The 19,830-nt window shown below is 51.3% G+C and carries 16 protein-coding genes and 1 pseudogene; 7 read left to right on the forward strand and 10 right to left on the reverse strand.

The genetic code is table 11. The annotated features are described in order from the left end of the window. The first annotated feature begins 28 nt into the window (after positions 1 to 28). On the forward strand, positions 29 to 979 hold the full coding sequence (locus tag BZG14_RS08295; protein ID WP_077484983.1) for a biotin-dependent carboxyltransferase family protein: 951 nt from the start codon (positions 29 to 31) through the stop codon (positions 977 to 979). Positions 980 to 1,052: 73 nt separating this feature from the next. Here the strand turns inward: BZG14_RS08295 and BZG14_RS08300 are convergent. Both BZG14_RS08300 and BZG14_RS08305 read right to left on the reverse strand, forming a co-directional pair. Further along, positions 1,053 to 2,883, reverse strand: a pseudogene (locus tag BZG14_RS08300) (DUF3413 domain-containing protein). Between the two features lie 64 nt (positions 2,884 to 2,947). Further along, positions 2,948 to 3,358 (reverse strand): diacylglycerol kinase, encoded by a 411-nt coding sequence (locus BZG14_RS08305; RefSeq protein WP_069360839.1) that lies wholly within the window; start codon positions 3,356 to 3,358, stop codon positions 2,948 to 2,950. Between the two features lie 96 nt (positions 3,359 to 3,454). Here BZG14_RS08305 and BZG14_RS08310 point away from each other — a divergent pair, with 96 nt between their 5' ends. Beyond that, positions 3,455 to 4,498 carry a glycosyltransferase family 9 protein gene (locus BZG14_RS08310; protein ID WP_077459207.1) on the forward strand — a complete coding sequence of 348 codons (1,044 nt, stop codon included), beginning with the start codon at positions 3,455 to 3,457 and terminating at the stop codon, positions 4,496 to 4,498. 39 nt (positions 4,499 to 4,537) lie between these two features. Here BZG14_RS08310 and acnA read toward each other — a convergent pair whose 3' ends face one another. Next, a complete protein-coding gene (gene acnA / locus BZG14_RS08315) occupies positions 4,538 to 7,276 on the reverse strand; it encodes an aconitate hydratase AcnA (RefSeq protein ID WP_077608489.1) in 2,739 nt (912 codons plus the stop codon). Between the two features lie 168 nt (positions 7,277 to 7,444). After that, on the reverse strand, positions 7,445 to 8,056 hold the full coding sequence (locus tag BZG14_RS08320) for a DUF6151 family protein (RefSeq protein WP_131825173.1): 612 nt from the start codon (positions 8,054 to 8,056) through the stop codon (positions 7,445 to 7,447). 439 nt (positions 8,057 to 8,495) lie between these two features. Here BZG14_RS08320 and BZG14_RS08325 point away from each other — a divergent pair, with 439 nt between their 5' ends. The 3 genes from BZG14_RS08325 (at position 8,496) to BZG14_RS08335 (ending at position 11,041) form a co-directional block, all read left to right on the forward strand. Beyond that, the gene (locus tag BZG14_RS08325; RefSeq protein WP_077459016.1) at positions 8,496 to 9,131 is read left to right on the forward strand and encodes a 2OG-Fe dioxygenase family protein; all 636 of its coding nucleotides are present in this window, start codon (positions 8,496 to 8,498) and stop codon (positions 9,129 to 9,131) included. 2 nt (positions 9,132 to 9,133) lie between these two features. After that, positions 9,134 to 10,381: a cysteine desulfurase-like protein gene (locus tag BZG14_RS08330; protein WP_077608491.1), complete on the forward strand. Its 1,248-nt coding sequence runs from the start codon at positions 9,134 to 9,136 to the stop codon at positions 10,379 to 10,381. 192 nt (positions 10,382 to 10,573) lie between these two features. Next, a complete protein-coding gene (locus tag BZG14_RS08335; RefSeq protein WP_046075497.1) occupies positions 10,574 to 11,041 on the forward strand; it encodes an ASCH domain-containing protein in 468 nt (155 codons plus the stop codon). A gap of 51 nt (positions 11,042 to 11,092) precedes the next feature. On the opposite strand, the gene BZG14_RS08340 is transcribed toward BZG14_RS08335, so the two are convergent. Continuing rightward, entirely contained in the window at positions 11,093 to 11,377 is a 285-nt protein-coding gene (locus tag BZG14_RS08340) for a hypothetical protein (protein WP_077484970.1), read from the reverse strand. Between the two features lie 159 nt (positions 11,378 to 11,536). Here BZG14_RS08340 and BZG14_RS08345 point away from each other — a divergent pair, with 159 nt between their 5' ends. Further along, entirely contained in the window at positions 11,537 to 12,922 is a 1,386-nt protein-coding gene (locus BZG14_RS08345; protein ID WP_198532034.1) for a class II fumarate hydratase, read from the forward strand. Between the two features lie 34 nt (positions 12,923 to 12,956). Here BZG14_RS08345 and msrB read toward each other — a convergent pair whose 3' ends face one another. From msrB to BZG14_RS08365, 4 genes are all read right to left on the reverse strand, one after another. Then, on the reverse strand, positions 12,957 to 13,400 hold the full coding sequence (gene msrB, locus BZG14_RS08350) for a peptide-methionine (R)-S-oxide reductase MsrB (RefSeq protein WP_077484966.1): 444 nt from the start codon (positions 13,398 to 13,400) through the stop codon (positions 12,957 to 12,959). A gap of 107 nt (positions 13,401 to 13,507) precedes the next feature. After that, positions 13,508 to 14,575 carry a succinylglutamate desuccinylase/aspartoacylase family protein gene (locus BZG14_RS08355; RefSeq protein WP_077608493.1) on the reverse strand — a complete coding sequence of 356 codons (1,068 nt, stop codon included), beginning with the start codon at positions 14,573 to 14,575 and terminating at the stop codon, positions 13,508 to 13,510. After that, positions 14,562 to 15,467 carry a 30S ribosomal protein S6--L-glutamate ligase gene (gene rimK, locus BZG14_RS08360; RefSeq protein WP_077608494.1) on the reverse strand — a complete coding sequence of 302 codons (906 nt, stop codon included), beginning with the start codon at positions 15,465 to 15,467 and terminating at the stop codon, positions 14,562 to 14,564. The genes BZG14_RS08355 and rimK overlap by 14 nt, the downstream gene beginning before the upstream one ends. 14 nt (positions 15,468 to 15,481) lie before the next feature. Next, positions 15,482 to 15,922, reverse strand: coding sequence for an ATP-dependent zinc protease family protein (locus BZG14_RS08365; RefSeq protein ID WP_077484960.1), 441 nt, complete (start codon positions 15,920 to 15,922; stop codon positions 15,482 to 15,484). Between the two features lie 214 nt (positions 15,923 to 16,136). Between BZG14_RS08365 and BZG14_RS08370 the strand changes: the two genes are divergently transcribed. Next, positions 16,137 to 17,477: a magnesium transporter gene (locus BZG14_RS08370; protein ID WP_077608495.1), complete on the forward strand. Its 1,341-nt coding sequence runs from the start codon at positions 16,137 to 16,139 to the stop codon at positions 17,475 to 17,477. A gap of 298 nt (positions 17,478 to 17,775) precedes the next feature. On the opposite strand, the gene BZG14_RS08375 is transcribed toward BZG14_RS08370, so the two are convergent. Then, on the reverse strand, positions 17,776 to 19,647 hold the full coding sequence (locus tag BZG14_RS08375; protein WP_241824640.1) for a PhoX family protein: 1,872 nt from the start codon (positions 19,645 to 19,647) through the stop codon (positions 17,776 to 17,778). Positions 19,648 to 19,830: the final 183 nt, after the last annotated feature.

A 19,830-nucleotide genomic window follows, 5' to 3' on the forward strand; every position in this document is an offset into this window, starting at 1 on the left:
AGTCTGATTACCGCGCGGCAGGAGGTCAATGGTGGCAGGATTAACGGTGCTTGACCCCGGCGTATTGAGCTTGGTGCAAGACACAGGGCGCTACGGGGTGGGCCAGCTTGGCTTAAGCCAAGGAGGGCCGGTCGATTGCCACGCATTTGCTTGGGCGAATTATTTACTCGATAACCCCGCAAAGACGCCGTTGGTCGAGATAACCATGGGTCAAGCACGTTTTTGTGCTGACCACGCGATGTCGATTGCCATCACCGGCGCAGACATGCAACCTTGTATTAATGGTCAGCGCGTGGGTATGTGGCAGACCTTGACGCTAAATACGGGTGATGAACTGCGTTTACGCTACGCGCGCCGTGGCTTGCGCGCCTATCTCGCGGTGCGTGGCGGGTTGGCGGTAGATGGCGCATTTGGCAGTGCCGCGACGGTAATGCGCAATCAACTCGGCGGCCTGCATTCCGGATTAGGTGAACAGGCGGGAGGTATGGCGCTCACCAAAGGAGATGTGTTGCCTTGTCGACCGCATGCGCTGTTGCCAAGGGTGCGCGGTGTGCCGACACGTTTTATTCCTGACTACCATGCCCTGACCCCACTGGCGCTTGTGCCGGGGTATCAGTTTGATAGCTTCAGCGCCGAGGCGCTAACGGCATTTTTTGATGGCGAATACACGGTCGATCAGCACAGTGATCGTATGGGCGTGCGGCTCAATGGACCGAGCGTCCTGAGCAAGCAACTGGGAATTGTCTCCGAAGGCATTGCGCTCGGGGCCGTGCAAGTGCCCCCTGACGGTCAGCCGATTGTACTACTTAACGATCGGCAAACACTCGGTGGCTATCCTAAGCTTGGCTGCTTAACCCGTGCCAGCTTAAGCATGTTGGCGCAAACGCGACCCGGTCAGACCGTGCATTTTTATCCAGCGCGGCTGGCGGATGCATCGGCGCAATGGCAGACGTTTGTGCAGTTTTTTGACTGGATCTAGCCCGAAGAAAAATGGATAAATGAGCCTCTGGAAGACAGAGGCTCGTGAAGGGGAGTCTCGCGCAAACAACGGACTAGCGGAAACGGCTAATTTGCTCGAGGGCTTTTTCCATTTGCGCAAAGTCAGGTGACGCGTTTTCTATGGGTCGATTGGTATTATCCATGTATTGATATTGCCCCCCCTGCACCCACTTCTAAAATAGTATCGTCGGTGACTAACGCATAGCCGCTATAGTTTGACGATAACACCCAATCTTGACCGGGGTTGGGTGCAAGCAAGTCATGACCGATCGCGTAGCTGGCCGGATCGGACGTGACGCCTAAATAATGCTTCATCAGGGTGGGCGCTACATCTTGGTGGCTGGTCAGCCGCTTGCCAGTGTYGACTTGTTTGGCATTGATGCCGGGGCCTATCATCGCGAAAGGCACGTGAATTTGTGGGTCAGTAAAATTGCTGTTGTGGCCCCAAAAATTCAGTTGGTTGTCATTCATCTCTTGTCCATGATCGCCAGTGAGCACCAGCAGAGTATTGTCGAATTCTCCGCTTTGTTTTAGCTCCTCAACCACTTGGGCCACCAAGCTATCAACGTAACGTACGCTGGTCTTGTAGCGATTAAAAAACGGTGTCGGATCTGTCTCGTTGTCCAACTTGAGGTAGTTAATTTCATCCAACATCGGCTGATATTTGGGGGTAAAGTCCGCAGGAAAATCATAGCCATGTGGCGCATCGTAAAATAAAAACGAGAAGGTGGGACGGTTGGGGTCACGCTGCTGGTGCCAACGGATCCAATCTTGGGTGAGATCCGCGTCTAGCTCGGCGGGAGAGTCGCCCTCAGAGCCGTTACGTAAATCGGACACCTTAGCAAATACGGTTTGATTGAATTCCGGCTTTTCCAATTGTGTCGCGGTGAACACACCCAGTTGATAATCGAGCGCCTGTAGGCGATCCATCAGCATCGGTGATTGTTGATTGGCAAGAAAGCTGTGCCAATAGGTGCCAGGCATGCCATAAAATAGACCAAAAATGCCGGTTCGAGTGGCGTTCCCCGTCGCGAGATGATGTGAATAGGTACGGCCATCTTGCGCCAGTGCCCAAAGGTTGGGCGTGTTGTCGGCATTGAAGGTATCTGCGCGCCATGAGTCAACCACCAAAAACATGATATTCACCGGTTGCTCAACCTCGGTCGTGTTCAGCGGTGAAAGGGGATAGTTAAGATCGGCTTCGCGATCCACATCCATGGCTTTTTGGCGCGCTAGAGCTTGTTCATCAATCCAGCCGTTTTTGCGCATCATGCTGTTGGCGGTGGCTGGATAGAAAAGTGGCAAATAACGTTTCACCGTTGTCACGGGCTGATACGCATAGGCTGCAGCCCAAATATGAATCCCGTGGGTGGCGAGCAAGGTCAGAAACGTGAGCAGCGCGAATTTTTTGCCGACTTTGCGCTGCTGGGAAAAACGTGTCCGCGACAACCCAGTGAGCAATCCCCATTGCGCCGCGAGGCAGGCAATCACGCCCCCGATCACCATCAGCCAAGTAATGAGCGGGAAGCTAACGATCTGTCCGGCGAGGATCAGATCCAGCACCATAGCATTAATATGGAATCGGTATTGGGCAAACACGATGGTATCAATGAAAAGCGTGATCACACCCACCGAGGCAATCAAGGCGAGCAATGGTTGGCGCAACTTGGTTGGCAGGAGTAAAAGTGGAAGTGTCACCAAGCCAACAATGGCGGCGAGTAAGGCCATTTGGCTAAAGATACTGACCACGATAAAGGTGATGCCAAGTGGCTCAGTGGGAAAACTCGGTAGAAACGCAAAATAGCGGCTGGCTATTGCCATCAATACAAGGGCGTTAATGGCAATAAACCAGCTATGTGTTTGAAGTCGCGATTTAAAAGACATGGTTTCTCATCACAGTTGAGTGAATCAATCGGCAACGTATTGGGCGCGTTGCCGGGTTGTGTATTTAGGTGTATGACTGAATAAGTGGCATGCCGAAGTGATGCCAAAGGGTGGCAAGCCAGACTACACCCGCCAAAAGCAAACTGACAAATACCGCCGCAGAACCAATATCTTTGGCTCTGCCACTTAGCTCATGACGCTCTTCACCCACTCTGTCGACCACGGCTTCAATGGCGGAGTTAAGTAATTCGACGATAATCACTAACACAATGACGCCGAACATCATCAAGGATTCCGTCAGCGGTAATTGCAGCCAGAGTAATACGACTAGCGCCGCAGCCAATAATACAACTTCTTGACGGATCGCCGCTTCATGGTGATATGCCGCTTTTAATCCAGCCCAAGAATAGCCGGTGGCTTTAATGATACGTATGATCCCTCGCGGCTTTTCTGAGGGGGATGTATTAGCGCCCATAAATACATTCTCGTAACAATTTGATCGATAGGCTGGCATTTTACATTTAACCGAGCCAACTGCATAATCGGCGCGATAACTTAATTGGAATTTGTTATGCCTCTGTTTACTCACGCCCCACGCTCCCTGTGTTTTTTACGCCTGTCTGCGATTGGTGATGTTTGCCATGCGGTGGCAGCGATTCAAGCCGTGCAGCGCCATTGGCCACAGACGCAGATCACTTGGGTGGTTGGTAAAGTCGAAGCACAGCTTTTAGCCGGGCTTGAAGGAGTGGAGCTGGTGGTGTTTGACAAAAAGGCAGGCTTGGCAGGCATGCGTCACGTCTGGCAGCAGCTGAAAGGGCGCCGGTTTGATGCGCTAGTGCATATGCAGCTTGCTTTACGCGCTAGCTTATTGACTGTGGGGATCGGCGCGCGCCATCGCGTGGGGTTTCATCGTCACCGAGCGAAAGAGGGGCAGTGGCTGTTTACCAATAAACGGATCCCCGACACCCAGTCGTGCCATGTGTTAGACAGCTTTTTCGCCTTTACTCAATACTTGGGCGTGCCGGTTACGCCGCCGCAGTGGCAACTACCACTTTCTGAAGACGATCATGCCTTTGCCAACGCGCAACTGGGTGACAAGCCTACTGTCGTGATCAGTCCTGCCGCGAGTAAAGATGAGCGCAACTGGCTGCCAGAGCGCTACGCTGAATTCGCCGACTACGTGGTCGGTAAAGGGTATCAGGTGGCCCTGTGTGGTTCACCGGCCGCGCGTGAAAAAACGCTGGCCGCGCGCATTATTGCCGACGCCAACGTGCCGGTGATGAACTTGGTGGGACAAACCAGTCTCAAACAATTGGCTGCGGTGCTCGCGTGCGCCGATGCGGTGCTGGCCCCCGATTCCGGCCCCGCGCACATGGCAACCACACAAGGCACGCCCGTCTTAGGCCTTTATGGCCATAGCAACCCGAAGCGCACCGGCCCTTATAATAATCTCGCGGATGTGGTCAGTGTTTACGAAACTTTTGCTGAACAGCAACATGGCAAGCCCGTTGAGCAGCTAGCATGGAGCACGCGGGTGAAAGGCGATCATGTGATGGCCGCCATTGACACTCAGCAGGTGATCGACGCGTTTGAAACCATGATGGCGACGCAATAAAAAAGGCCCCGCGGGGCCTTTTTGGTATTGGTACCAGTATTAGCTAGCGAGTTGGCGCAGCACGTAGTGGAGAATGCCGCCATGGCGGTAGTAATCCCATTCAACGGCAGTATCGATGCGGACGTTGACGTCAAACTCCATGGTTTTATCATCCCGAACCGCACGTACCTTGAGGGTAGAGGGTTCGCCCTTGATCTCGTCAAAGTCGAACACTTCTGTCCCATCCAACCCAAGTGATTCGACGGAATCACCCTCTTTAAATTGTAGTGGCAACACGCCAAAGCCTACTAAGTTAGAGCGGTGAATACGCTCGAAGCTTTCAGCAATGACGGCTTTGATACCCAGCAAGTTGGTACCCTTGGCGGCCCAGTCACGGCTCGACCCTGTCCCGTACTCTTTACCCGCAAGCACGACTAATGGCGTATCATCTTTTTGATAGCGTTGGGCCGCTTCATAGATGCTCATTTGCTCATTGGTGGGCAAATAGGTAGTCATGCCGCCCTCGGTGCCCGGCGCCATTTGGTTTTTCAAGCGCACGTTGGCAAAGGTGCCACGTACCATCACCTCGTGGTTGCCTCGACGTGAGCCGTAGCTGTTGAAATCTTTTGGCTCAACGCCTTTAGATTTCAAATACTCGCCCGCTGGACTATCTGGCTTAATTGCGCCGGCGGGTGAGATGTGGTCGGTCGTGATCGAATCACCGACTTTGACCACACAGCGTGCGCCTTTAATCGGTTTCATTTCCGGCAGTGCCATGGTCATGCCGTCAAAGTAGGTTGGTTTTTTAACGTAAGTGGAGTCAGGCCATGAATAAATCTCATCTTCAGGCACCGGCAGTTTACGCCATGCGTCTGTGCCGGCAAACACATCCGCGTATTTGTCTTGGTACAGCCCTTCCGTCATTGCGGATTGGATAGTTTGCGCCACTTCCTGCGGGGTGGGCCAAATGTCTTTGAGGTAAACAGGCTTACCGTTTTCATCTTGTCCTAATGGCTCCTTAAGGACATCGACATTCATATTACCCGCCAGTGCGTAGGCCACCACTAACGGGGGTGAGGCGAGATAGTTGGCTTTCACATCTTGGTGAATACGGCCTTCAAAGTTGCGATTACCGGAAAGCACGCTGGTCGCAAGCAGATCCGCCGAGCGAATGGCTTCAGTGATAGGCTCAGGTAGCGGCCCTGAGTTACCAATACAGGTGGTACAGCCAAAGCCAACAATGTTAAAGCCAAGTTCGGCAAGTGGTTCAAGTAGGCCAACATTTTCCAGATAGGCAGGCACCACCTGAGAACCGGGTGCGAGAGAGGTTTTCACCCAAGGCTTGGTGTTTAAGCCTCGCTCACGTGCTTTTTGTGCCACCAACCCTGCTGCCACCAATACGGCCGGGTTCGAGGTGTTGGTGCAGGAGGTGATTGCCGCAATCACAACGGCCCCATGCTCAAGCGTAAATCGCTCACCTTTGTAGTCGACCTCCACTTTACCTTGTTCGCGAAGGCTAGGATTATCGACCGCGGTTTGTCCGCCTTCACTGGCAAAACTGGCGATCAGGTTATTTGCTGCCGCTTGCTCTTTTTCCAACAGCTGATCGAACTGGGCTTTGGCGTCGGTTAATGCAATTCTGTCCTGTGGGCGTTTGGGGCCAGCAAGACTTGGTACCACATCGCCGAGGTCGAGATGGAGCGTGTCACTGTAATCGGCAACGGGTGCGTCGTCATCACGCCACAGACCTTGTGCTTTGGCGTAGGTTTCGACCAGTGTGATTTGCTCATCAGTGCGGCCTGTCAGGCGCATATAGTTGAGGGTCTCATTATCAATCGGGAAGATGCCACAGGTTGCACCATACTCGGGCGCCATATTGGCAATGGTCGCACGGTCRGCCAGCGGTAATTTGGCGAGCCCGGGACCATAAAACTCAACAAATTTACCCACCACACCGCGTTCACGTAGCATCTGGGTGACGGTGAGTACTAAATCAGTGGCGGTAGCGGAAGCAGGCAGCTCACCTTTTAGCTCAAAACCAACCACTTCTGGGATCAGCATGGTGATAGGCTGGCCGAGCATCGCCGCTTCTGCTTCGATCCCCCCCACGCCCCAACCGAGCACGCCTAAACCGTTGATCATGGTGGTATGTGAGTCTGTACCTACCAGGGTATCTGGCATGGCTAACTTGTTGCCGCCTTGCTCTTCCACCAGTACACCCGGTGCTAAATACTCAAGGTTTACTTGGTGCACAATCCCAGTGCCAGGTGGCACCACGCGGAAGTTAGAGAAGGCTTGTTGACCCCAGCGCAAAAACTGGTAACGCTCGCTGTTACGCTCAAACTCAATCTCGGTGTTTTTCTGCAAGGAATCAGGGTTGCCGTAGTCATCCACCATGACCGAGTGGTCGATGACAAGATCAACCGCACCAAGCGGGTTGATTTTGGCTGGATCGCCTTTTAAATCGCGCATGGCGGCACGCATGGCTGCGAGATCCACCACGGCAGGTACGCCAGTGAAATCTTGAAGCACGACACGTGCAGGGGTGAAGTTTACCTGATCTTGCCCAGCTTTATCGGCTTGCCATTGGCAAAGCGTACGAATGTCGTCTGCGGAGACATTCTTGCCATCTTCTTTACGTAGCAAGTTCTCTAGCAGGACTTTTAAGCAGTAGGGTAAACGACTGATCTCGAAATTATCGGACAGTGCGTCCAGGCGGTAGTAGTCGTAGGTTTCACCGTTGACATGTAGAGTACGTCGGGTGTTGAAACTATCTGGGTGTTGAGATGGGTTGCTCACGGATGCCTCCCCTTGTCCGTTATTGTGAATAAGAGAGGCGACCTTGCCTAGAAGGCTGTCGCCTCGCTCGGGGGATTGCTTGATTTTACAGCTCTATTGTAAATGCGATGATGACGAAGTTAAAGCGTTGTTATCACGCTACAACCTATCACTCCCATCGGTCTTACCTTATCTTGTCACGGCAGAGGCTTTTTCCTTCTCGATGAGGGGGGCTGATTGCTCCACATGATGAATCAGGCCACGCGGACGCCCTTCACGGTCAAAAAAGACATTCGGACGATGCTTACCCAGTAGCCGTGTCCACAAGCCCTTTACGGCAGTGATAATCATCAGGCGCAATGGAAATCTTGCGTGAACCTTGTTTGCTGTAGGCGTTGAGCGAGCATCTTGTCCTTGCACATACCAGCGAACCGGGCCGATTTCTTCTTTATTATCGCCTTCAATCTGATAGCAAGCGCTCACCACGCCAACAAAAGGAATATCGGCATGAATGGTWTTGGCGATAGGCGTTTGACAACAATGGGTATACCAGCGGTATAGACCTCGTTCGCTCAGTCTCAAACAGGTTAATTGATCTCGGCCGCGATAAATGCGGAGCTGCGATGGCGTAATTTGTAGCACTTCTGTGCCGCCGCCTGGCTCGAGTTCAGTATGGTAGCCCAGTGTTTGCGCATAGGCCTGGCAATCACTGCAAAAGCACACACAACGTTGGCTTTGTTGTGCATCAATGATCTCGCCTGTCATTTGCCCACATGAACACCGAATGGCAAGACGTGCCATATTATTTCCCCTAGTTGCAGAGCCTATCTCATCAGTATAGCGCGAATTATGTGTTTAGACGTTTGCGATAAAACGGATATAGACCGTCGCAATCACGCGAAAACGTTATCTATAAGATCCTGTTCTATCGGATATGGCAACTTTTCGTGACAGTAAACTGCCGAGAGTGCGACTTAAAATATCGATCATTGCCTTTTGATTGGTGGTTAATGCTAATGTTTACTAGTTGTTAACTTTTGGGTTGGAGGTTTTCAATGGCTTAAAGGGTATTAGTAGGTAATCATTCTGATTGATGGTTTTAAAGTCGACAAATCTAGGGTCGAAACTGGAAATGGTAGGGGATTTAGTTAAACATAACATGTAACGCATTTGTTAATATTGTGCTTGGCAATGGCCCTGGCATCAATGCGTGCTTCGGTACGGATAAAAGGAGAACGCCATGACTACGTCTTCACTACTCATGCAGCTCAATCAACTGGATGATAACGACATCAAGCAGCTTCAACCCTCGTTTGATAATCTCCCTGGCACTTCACATGCAGACGGCGGCTATCGACTTCGTCGTTACTCGGTGGTTCATGTTTTCAATGAAGGTGTCGAAAAACTACCACCACGGCCGTTTATGCAAACCTCGGATATCAACGAGTTCCAAGGCGATGTGGCGAGGACATTTGAAGATATTGAATCAGAAACCGTGCAAAAGCCTGGCTTTCATGCCATGTGTCGCACTTTCCGCGATATGTATCAGTTAAGCGACGGTAACGATATTGAAATCCACCAAATTCGTATTCAGGCGGATGATCAGTCGGTACAAGTCGCCCCAGAGGGGGTTCACCAAGATGGCTTCGATCATATCGCCATTGTGAGCATTGGCCGCGATAATATTGATGGCGGTGACTTTCAGGTATTTAGTCACAAAACAAGCGCCCCGCTGTTTAGTTTGCCGCTGGCACCGGGACAAATGGCAGCACTTGATGACCGTACACTGTGGCATTACGCTGAGCCAATTACGCCCGTGGATAACCAGAAACCGGGCACGATGGATGTATTTGTACTCACAGCAACAAGGAAGTAACGATGACACCAGCAGGCTTTTCACCTCATGCTGTTCGGGGCCACTTTCCCGCGCTCGCCCAAATCATTGAAGGCGAACCCGTTGCATTTTTTGATGGCCCAGGGGGCGCGCAAGTGCCCCGCGCGGTGCTTGATGCCATGGTGGATTATTTAGGGCACTACAACGCCAACCTTGGTGGCCAGTTTTTCTCTGGTCGTTATACCACCGAGCTGATGCAGCGGGCACGGGATGTGGCGGCCGCCTTTGTGAATGCCTCATTGTCAGAAAGCATGGTATTCGGGCCTAATATGACCACCTTGACTTTCTCGTTGAGCCGCGCAATCAGTCGCGACTGGCAGGCGGGGGACGAGGTGATTGTCTCCGCGCTGGATCACTATTCTAACGTGTCTAGCTGGCAGCAAGCGGCGCACGATAAAGGCGCGACTGTGAAACAGGTGCGTGTTGATGAGTCGACATATTCTGTCGATATGACACATCTTGCCAGCTTGATTACCGACAAAACCAAGTTAATTGCGGTGACGTTGGCCTCCAACACCACAGGCAGTTTGGTGGATGTGGCAAAAGTGGTGGAGATGGCGAAAAAAGTCGGCGCCAAAGTGTATGTCGATGCGGTGCATTACGCGCCCCATCACTTAGTGGATGTGCAAGCACTCGGGTGCGATTTCCTTGCCTGTTCGGCGTACAAGTTTTTTGGGCCCCATGTTGGTTTTGTGTATGTCGCGCCTAAGTGGGTACAGACATTAAAACCGTACAAAGTAGAACCTGCGACTAATCAAGGCCCTGGCCGGTTCGAAACGGGCACGCAAAGCTTTGAAGCCATTGCGGGCTTTATCGCCGCGGTTGAGTATCTTGCACAATGGGGCGATCCAACGTCTTCACTAAGAGAAAGACTAGCGGCAAGCTTTGCGCAGTATCAAGCACATGAGCGGGCCCTGTCTGCTCATTTTATTCAGTTGATGCGCGCTTATCCCAAAGTACGTATCTATGGCATTACTGACGATCATCTGCTCGATAAACGTACCCCTACCTTTGCGATGCGTATAGAGGGGGTCGAGCCAGCTGAGGTTGCGCAAGCACTCGGCGCGCAAAATTTTTGTGTCTGGAACGGCCACTTTTATGCGCAAGGCTTGTGTGAACAGCTTGATGTTTTAGACAAGGGCGGTGTGATCCGCATCGGTATGATGCATTACAACACGGTTGATGAAATTGATCGGCTACACCAAGCCTTATTGCCATTTATTAGCGATTAAACGTCTCTTCTATTCTGAGCGGCCATCCTGGCCGCTTTTTTATATTGGTTGGTTAGTGTCAGCGACCTTTATTTCGTTGTAAGAAAAATGTGAAACGTTAGCTGGCGCATAGGCGAAAACGAAACAGAGCGTTAAGATAACCGTCGTTTAACTGCCCAAGAACCCATTCAAAAAGAAAACAAGGCGAGAGAGATGACTGAAGAACAATACGCCTTTTGGCACCAGTACCTTGCGACCCTGCCAACTCACCAGCGGCCAAGTGACGATATGGTGGTAGTCGATACGTTAAGCCACCATACCGTCAGAGCCAATGAAGTCGCGACCTTGGTGAGTTTGAATAAAAAGAAAGCGCACTGCCGGTTGCGTAGTTCTTTGGAAGAGAAAAATGCGGTGATCCCGCAAAAAGGACATTATAAGATTGTCCTTAATGGTCACCAGCGACCCGTTTGCATCGTCAAAACCACACAGGTGAGCTATTGCCCATTTAACCAAGTCAGCGCCGAATTTGCTGCACGAGAAGGGGAGGGAGATGGTTCTTACCAGTGTTGGCACGAAGCGCATTGGGGATACTTCTCCCAGTACGCCAAAACACACGGGCTGCATTTTGATGAGCACTCGGATGTGGTGCTTGAAGAGTTTGAGAAAGTCTATCCACTCTAAAAATTAAAGCCGCGCTGAGCGGCTTTTAGGGTAATTGCTTAACTGAAGGCGTTACTCACCGATATCCAAATTAATCTCATCGGCCCATGGCATGTCTGGCAGGGTATCTAAGTTGGCTTCATAGCGGGACAGGGTAAATTGTCCGTTGTGATTGCTGACGTCGTAGATCTCAACCATTAATGCACAGGCAATGTACTCGATAGCTTCATCGCGTGAATAGCCGGTCATACGTAGGCGCATCAAGGTTTCTGCTACCTTTTTAGGCTCTTGGTCGGCAATCTGGTTCTCAACCACTTCAATCAAATTAGTGATACTGGTACTGGTTTCTTCTTGCATAATGTTGCTCGTTATGGGTGACAATGACGCCATACTAGGAGATGCACGACGAAGAGGCACGGATTTTTGTCAACGGATGCAGTGACTGACTTCATTTAGCTACTTTAATGTGTTAATGATAACCATTATCGAAATGGCATGGCGACATAAAAGGATATGATCATGGCGAAAACACGTATTGAAACAGACAGTATGGGTGACGTTGAAGTGCCTGAGCAGGCTTTGTATCAGGCACAAACGCAACGTGCGGTGAATAACTTTGCGGTCAGTGATCAGACCATGCCCGAAGACTTTATTCGCGCACTGGCGATGGTGAAATACGGTGCGGCACAAGCAAATGAGTCACTGGGGTTGTTAGAGCGTAAGATTGCCGACGCCATTTGTGAGAGCGCACAAGAAATCATGGCGGGTAATCACTTGGATCAGTTTCCTGTTGATGTGTTTCAAACCGGGTCGGGCACCAGTTCGAATATGAATATGAACGAGGTACTTGCTACCTTAGCCTCAGAGAAATCCGGTGAGATGGTTAGCCCCAACGATCATGTCAACATGAGCCAAAGCAGCAATGACGCCGTGCCAACGGCCATTCAGATCAGTACCACGTTAGGCTGCGAGCAAAAACTGCTGCCTGCACTGGCTCATTTGCGTGATGCTTTGCAAGAAAAGAAACAGTCCGTTGGCGATATTGTCAAAACCGGGCGTACCCATTTAATGGACGCCATGCCAGTCACCATGGCGCAAGAACTGGATGCCTGGTCGCAGCAAATTGAACATGCCATGGTACAAATTACCCAAAGTTTGTCGCCGGTACGCGCGTTGGCGCAGGGAGGGACAGCGGTCGGCACAGGGATCAATGCTCACCCATTGTTTGCTGAGCGTTTTGCCGAAGCGGTAGCCGCGCTGAGCAAGACGGGTTTTACGGCAAGTGAGAACCCATTCTTTGCCATTGGCAGCCAAGATGCGCTGGTGGCCCTTCATGGTCAATTAAAAACCACCGCGGTGGCAACCATGAAACTAAGCAATGATTTGCGCTGGATGAACTCGGGGCCACTTGCGGGACTCGGTGAGATCGAGCTGGAAGGGTTGCAACCAGGTTCGTCAATTATGCCAGGCAAGGTCAACCCCGTTATTCCCGAGTCGGCGGCGATGGTGTCTGCGCAGGTGATGGGCAATGACACCACGGTGACGGTGGCGGGTCAGTCGGGGAATTTTGAGCTGAACGTGATGCTGCCAGTGATTGCCGCGAATGTGTTGCAAAGTATCAACTTGCTCGCTGGCGCAAGCCGACTGCTTGCCGATAAAGCGATTCGCAGCTTTAAAGTGAGAGAAGATAACCTGCAAGCCGCGTTGTCTCGTAACCCTATCTTGGTCACCGCCCTCAACCCTGTTGTTGGGTACTTGAAAGCGGCTGAAATCGCTAAAAAAGCGTMTCAACAAGGACGCCCGATTCTCGACGTTGCCGAAGAAGAAACTGATCTAGACCGAGAAAAGCTGGCTGAGTTGCTTGATCCAACCAAACTGACACAAGGCGGTATTGCTGAGTAAAATACGGGGCGAGGCAGACTCGCCCTTTAAAGCATTAATCCATTTTTTTAAGTGCAATGGCATTCATACAAAAGCGTAAGCCAGATGGCTCGGGGCCGTCTGGGAATACATGGCCAAGGTGAGCGTCACAGGTGGCACAGGTGGTTTCAATTCGCGTCATTCCGTGGCTGCCATCTTTATGATAGGCGATGGCATCATCTTGCGCAGGTTGCGTAAACGACGGCCAGCCTGTCCCCGAATCAAACTTTTCATGCGCATCAAACAGCAAGGTGCCGCAGCATGTACATCCATAACGCCCTGGTTCAAAGAGCGTGCACATCCCTGAGCTAAACGCGCGCTCTGTGCCTTTTTGGCGGGTAACACGAAAGGTCTCTTCACTGAGCTGTGCTTGCCACTCTTGGTCTGTTTTCTCAACTCGCGACGGCGGCGTGAGATTACCGTTTTCACTTCGAGCGACGATGTCTTGCCATGTCAGCATGATGTCGTTCCTCTTATTGAACGGGCGGCTGCCCGTGCTACAAAACGCGTAGTGTTATGAATCTTATGGCTCGATGCAAGTAGTACGGTTTGTTTCTCGTGACGCGATCATGTTGATAGGGTGCCAATTCCCCATTTTAGCTCATCATCTTGGTCGTCTTTGACTTGATCTCGATAATCTTCCATATGTTGCTCAATCAAGTCATCGGGTTGTGAGAAGAACGCAATATGGAAAACCGCATCCCCTTCATTCACCACAGGCAGTGTTTGCTGCCCAATGAGAATGCCGCTCTGGGGGGCGATGACTTCAACCTCTTGACTGCCTACTGGATCAGAAATGATACCGATGACTTGTTGCTTGGAGACCATCTCACCTAGGGCAATATGGCTGCGGAATATGCCATCTGCATCGGCACGTACCCAACGGGTTGCTCTGGCTGTGACTGGTTTGTACGGTAATTTCCGCCGCGATTGACGCASCATGCCTAAGTGGCGCATTACGCGTATGCATCCCCTAACGCCTGCGTTAATAGCGTAAGGCTCAAAACGTAGTGCTTCACCGGCCTCATAGGTGATCACCGGAATCTCGATACGCTCAGCTTCGGCGCGTAGCGATCCTTCACGCAATGCGGCATCTACCACCACAGGCGCGCCAAATGCGGTTGCCATCGCCGCTGCCTCTTGATTCTCCAGATTGGCTCTAATCTGAGGCAAATTGGTGCGATGAATGGCGGCGGTATGAAGATCGATCACATGGGTGCATTGGCTGATCACTTCATTAAAAAGCTGATACGCCATGCGCCCGGCAATAGAGCCACGTTCTGAACCTGGAAAAGAGCGATTCAAGTCTCGCCTATCTGGCAGATAGCGAGATTTATGAATAAACCCAAACACATTCACCACAGGAATCGCAATTAAGGTGCCATGTAGCTTTTTCGGATCGGTTTTGGCCATGACTTGACGAACCACTTCAATGCCGTTGAGCTCATCGCCATGAATAGCTGCACATATTAACAATGTGGGGCCCGATAATTTGCCGTTAAGTACCTCGATACTCACGTTGAGCGGTGCGTGGGTATAAAGCTTAGCGATTTCCAGCTCTAGGCTGAGACGATCACCTGGGTTAACGGTCTCGCCACCGATTTCGATGGCCTTGTTTTTTTTAGCCCTTCCCACGAGTGCGTGTCCTTTTTGAGTAAGCGTTCTTTTCGATATATTCCACAACCATGCCAGCAACATCTTTTCCGGTCGCGTTTTCAATGCCTTCTAGCCCTGGAGAGGAGTTAACTTCCATGACAAGCGGGCCACGTTCTGAGCGCAGCAGATCAACCCCGGCGACATTGAGCCCCATAGCTTTGGCCGCAGCGATGGCTGTGCGTCGCTCTGCGGGCGTGATCCGAACCAAGGATGCTGAGCCTCCGCGGTGTAAATTAGAGCGAAACTCGCCTGGCTGGGCTTGACGTTTCATTGCCGCAATCACCTTGTCACCAATCACAAAGCATCGAATATCAGCACCGCTGGATTCTTTAATGTACTCCTGCACCAAAATATCGGCTTTTAAGCCCATAAAGGCTTCAATCACACTTTCAGCTGCTTTTTTGGTTTCGGCGAGGACGACACCAATGCCTTGGGTGCCTTCCAGCAGCTTGACGACCACAGGGACACCGCCCACCATTTCCAGCAAATCACCCACATCACCCGGCTTGCTGGCAAACCCAGTATGCGGCATACCTATGCCTTTGCGCGACAGCAATTGCATTGACCTTAGCTTGTCTCTAGAGCGGGTAATGGCCACAGACTCATTAACAGGAAAAACCCCCATCATTTCAAACTGGCGCAATACGGCACAGCCATAAAAGGTGACTGAGGAGCCGATACGCGGAATGATGGCGTCAAACCCCTCTAACTCCTCGCCAGCGAGATGAATCGACGGTTGTGTCGAGTTAATGCTCATATAACAGCGTAATGCGTCAATAATTTTATAATCATGGCCACGTTGTTCGCACGCTTCAATCAGGCGTCGAGTGGAATAGAGGTTTTTATTCCGGGAAAGGATACCGATTTTCATTGTGGTTAGGGCTCCTATTTGCCAAGCAGAAATGAATGCATAGGATCGACAATGACGTTTCCCGTCATTGCGGTACGACCTAACAGCATACGAAAGCGCATGTTATCGCGTGCGGTGAGTGTCATCTCTATGGGATAACACAGTTCACCGGCTTTAAGTGTGGTCTGAATCACATAGCGAAGTTGCTCATGTCCGCCAGAGTCGCGCACGACACGACGCGCAAGCACGGGCGCTTCTGCTTGAATCACATGCTCGTCATCGCCTTGGTGAGGATGGATCCAAAAACGAACCCAAGTGACGTCTCCTTTCTCAAACTCTTCGATTTTGAAGGTATGTAAGCATGAAGTCCGCGCGCCCGTATCAATTTTGGCTTTTATACGCGCAATATTGAGGTCGGGGAGGCTAATCCACTCACGCCAACCTACACACACTTTTTCCGTTGATTGAACCGGCATTGTTATCATTACTCGTTAGTGCTCTGCCTTGCTTTCACCATAGAAGTGATAGCGGTTATTCGTGGTAAGAATCTGAAAAATCGGCGATGATATGTGATAACCATCGCACACTGGAAACGGCACTATCATCGCATATAGGAGACAGCTGAGGGCCCCTGCCGGGGGCGGTTCGCTGGACTGTTGTGCACATGATGACCGTTGAGAAGGAACTACCATGCAAACGAGTGATAGACAAGAAGTGATTGACGATTTGCTATCAAAAGTCGATCAAGATGCGCCCGAGACGATACAAGAGATAGAGCAAGCACACGGTGTGGATAGCCTCGCTCTGTTGTTGGAAGCCTTGCCCGTCAACGATCGTGTGGGCTTTTGGGAACAACTCTCTCCCTCGTTACAACTGCCAGTGTTGGCGGAAATGCGTGATGACGCCGGTGAGGCGGTGATCCGTGCCGTTGATGAGGCACAACTCTATACGCTTTTTGCTGATCTCGACGCGGACACCTTGTTGGAGTTGCAAGATGTGTTGACCGAACCGCTGCTAGAAGAAGCGCTCGGTCGTATGGACTCGGAGCAAAAGCAACGCTATGCCTCGGCACAACAGTATGCGGATAACCAAGTGGGGCATTGGTGTGATCATCAACCCTTAGTGGTGCCCGCCAAAACAAAAGTCAATGTGGTACTGCGTTTACTGCGCCGTGTGATGCCCAAATATTGTGATCATGTCTTCGTTGTCGACAGTCGAGGCATCTGGGTCGGGGCTGTCCCTATTCATAAGCTGTTCGGCGCGGACGGGGTGCTAAAAATCAGTGAGCTGGTCCGTGAGCAGTTCCCCAGCTTGAACGCACGTGATGATATTTATACCAGCGCTGACAAAGTCGCGAGCAGTGAAGAAATCGCACTGCCCGTGCTGGATGACGGTAATATGTTGATTGGGCGACTTGATTTGGGCACGGCTTATGAGATGCAAGCGGAACGGGCAGAAGCGCAAATTATGGCCACCGCGGGCTTGGATGAAGATGAAGATTTATTCTCCCCGGTAATGAAAAGTGCGCGCAACCGTGCGTTATGGCTTGGGGTGAACCTGATGACAGCCTTTCTCGCGTCATGGTTTATCGGTCTATTTGAAGCAACGTTGCAGCAGGTTGTCGCGCTGGCGGTACTCATGCCCGTGGTCGCTTCTATGGGGGGGATCGCCGGTAGTCAAACCCTGACGCTGATCGTGCGAGGCCTCGCGCTCGGGCAAATCTCTAAAGCTAACCTAAAGCCTCTTTTGAGCAAGGAATTTAAAGTGGGGCTGCTTAATGGTGTGCTTTGGGCGCTTGTGATTGGTGCCATTGCGGGTTACTGGTTTGAAAGCTGGGGACTTGGTGCGGTTATCGGTGCTGCGATTGTCGCCAATATCATCAGTGCGGCATTGGCGGGGATTTTTGTGCCAGTGTTATTAGAGAAGCTGAAGATTGATCCGGCACTGTCAGGCTCAGTGATTTTAACCACAGTGACGGACATCGTCGGCTTTGTCGCTTTCTTGGGCTTAGGGACGTTGTTTTTACTGTGAGTTTTACTTGGACGTGATGCGTCGTCACTCAGTTGATCGCTTGATAGCGCGCGTGATGGTCACGAGCGCTATAAAACGATAACACCAATGGTGGTCAATAGTTTGTTTTCGACCAACAGTTGGGCGATATTTTTCAACTCAGATAACAAAATCACTCCCATCATACTTCTGGCAAGTTTTGGCGCTATTCTGCCCCTTTGTTAGGCAAAATAGAACATAAACTTACAAAAAGCCCTTGCGTTGGCAAGGGCTGAGCGGTTTTAACAAAGTAAACCTTAGATCATTGGACGACGAAGGTTTAGGTCCCGATCACGCCACCGTCGTCTTTGGTGATCATGATAACCGAAGAGCGAGGAATGGCGTCACCGCCTGCAGGGAAGTGCGCGCCTGGATGTTGCACGCCCACAAACATAGTGCGTGAGTCGGGCGTAAAGGTCAGTCCTGTGATCTCGCACGATGTAGGCCCGGTGAGGAAGCGACGAATTTCCCCCGTTTGCGTGTCGGCACACAGCATTTGGTTATTGCCCATGCCCGCAAAGTCGCCCTCGTTGGAGTAATCGCCGTCGGTTTGGATCCAAAGACGTCCTGCGCGATCAAAGCCGATACCATCTGGGCTGTTAAACATATTGTCTTTGTTGATGTTATCGGTACCTGCCATTAATCCAGATTGCTTCTCGGGGTGGCCGGCCATCACGAAGATGTCCCACTCAAAGGTCGCCTGAGTATGGTCGCCTTGGGTCGGTGCCCAGCGAATAATATGACCATACGGGTTTTTGGTGCGTGGGTTGGCCGCATTTAATGGCTGGCTGTCTTTCACGCCGCGGTGTTTGTTATTGGTGAGGGTGCAGAAAACATGTTTGTTGTCGGCGTGCACGGCGACCCACTCTGGGCGGTCCATGGTGGTCGCCCCCACTTGCGTCGCGGCTTCGCGGGCAAAAATGAGCACGCTAGCTTGATCAGGAAAGCCGTTCTCTGGCGTTAGGCCATTTTTACCAAAGGTGAGCTCTAACCACTCTCCTTGGCCTTTTAGCTCGTCGTCGCTGCCAGTAAATTTGGCGACATATAAGGTGCCATTTTCGAGCAAATCGCGATTAGCGCTACTTTTACTCGGATCGTATTTTCCTTCAGAGACAAACTTATACAGGTGCTCGCCACGTTCATCATCGCCCATATACACAACGACATGACCATCATCATTCACGGTTAGCGCGGCATTTTCGTGCTTAAATCGACCCAGCGCACTGCGCTTTTTCGGGGTTGAGTTGGGATCCATAGGATCAATTTCGACCACCCAGCCAAAGCGGTGGGGCTCATTGGGATGCTTGGCGACATCAAAGCGTTCGTCGTGTTTGTACCAGTCGTATCCCCAATCGGTATCGCTGATGCCATAGCGCTGATAGGTTTTACCCAAGGTCACGGTTTTTTCGCTGGCAAAATAGCCGTTAAAGTTCTCTTCGCAGGTGAGATAGGTGCCCCAAGGCGTTTCGCCGTTGGCACAATTGTTAAAGGTGCCGAGGATCTTCTCACCCGAGGGGTCAGCCGCGGTTTTAAGCAATGAGTGGCTGGCAGCAGGACCTGTCATTGCTATTTCTGTATACGCGGTAATACGGCGGTTTAAGCGGCCTTGTGGATTCACTACCCAACGACCATCGACTTTTTTGAGCTCAACCAAGGAGACACCGTGCGCTGCTTGTGATTTACGCGCATCATCGGCTGAGATGTTTTCTCCACCGTGCGTAAACAAATACTCATCGTTGATGTACTCGTTATTGACCGCGAGCAAGGCGCGATCATTGGCGAGCGGGAAAAATGTCATGCCATCATTATTGTCGCCAAACTGCTGCGCTTGCGCATCGGCGTTGTTTTGTTGAGAAAACGAAGGGGCATTGGCAAAAATAGGATCTCCCCAAGACACAAGTACATCTGCCTTATAACCCTCAGGGACGCTGACTGTATCAGCGGTTGAGGTGGGGATGGCTTCAAACCCAAGCAGTTCACTTTTGCTCATGCTGCCAGCCACGGCCTTTGCGACAGGGTTAGCGGCAAAAAAAGCGACTGTACTGGCTGCGCCCGCGCCTTGTAAAAAGCGGCGACGACTGACGGCGGCATCAATAAAGCGATTGAATTCGGGTTCTGCGTCCAGCGGACGTTGGTCAATATGCTTGCTCACGACAATTCTTCCTTTCTGTTCGTTATCGTATTTATGATTTAGGTGATAGCGATGCGCTAGAAAGTACATCGCAAAGTCGGTCGAAAGTGTGGCGAGGCAATATGAAAACGCGGTGACTACTGGGTGACAGTCTTGGGACAGTGAAGGAAGCTGGTATCAAGATCACGTATTGGTTGGTACAGA

Origin of the sequence: Salinivibrio sp. IB282, from assembly GCF_001995685.1 — a bacterium.
Classification (GTDB): domain Bacteria; phylum Pseudomonadota; class Gammaproteobacteria; order Enterobacterales; family Vibrionaceae; genus Salinivibrio; species Salinivibrio kushneri.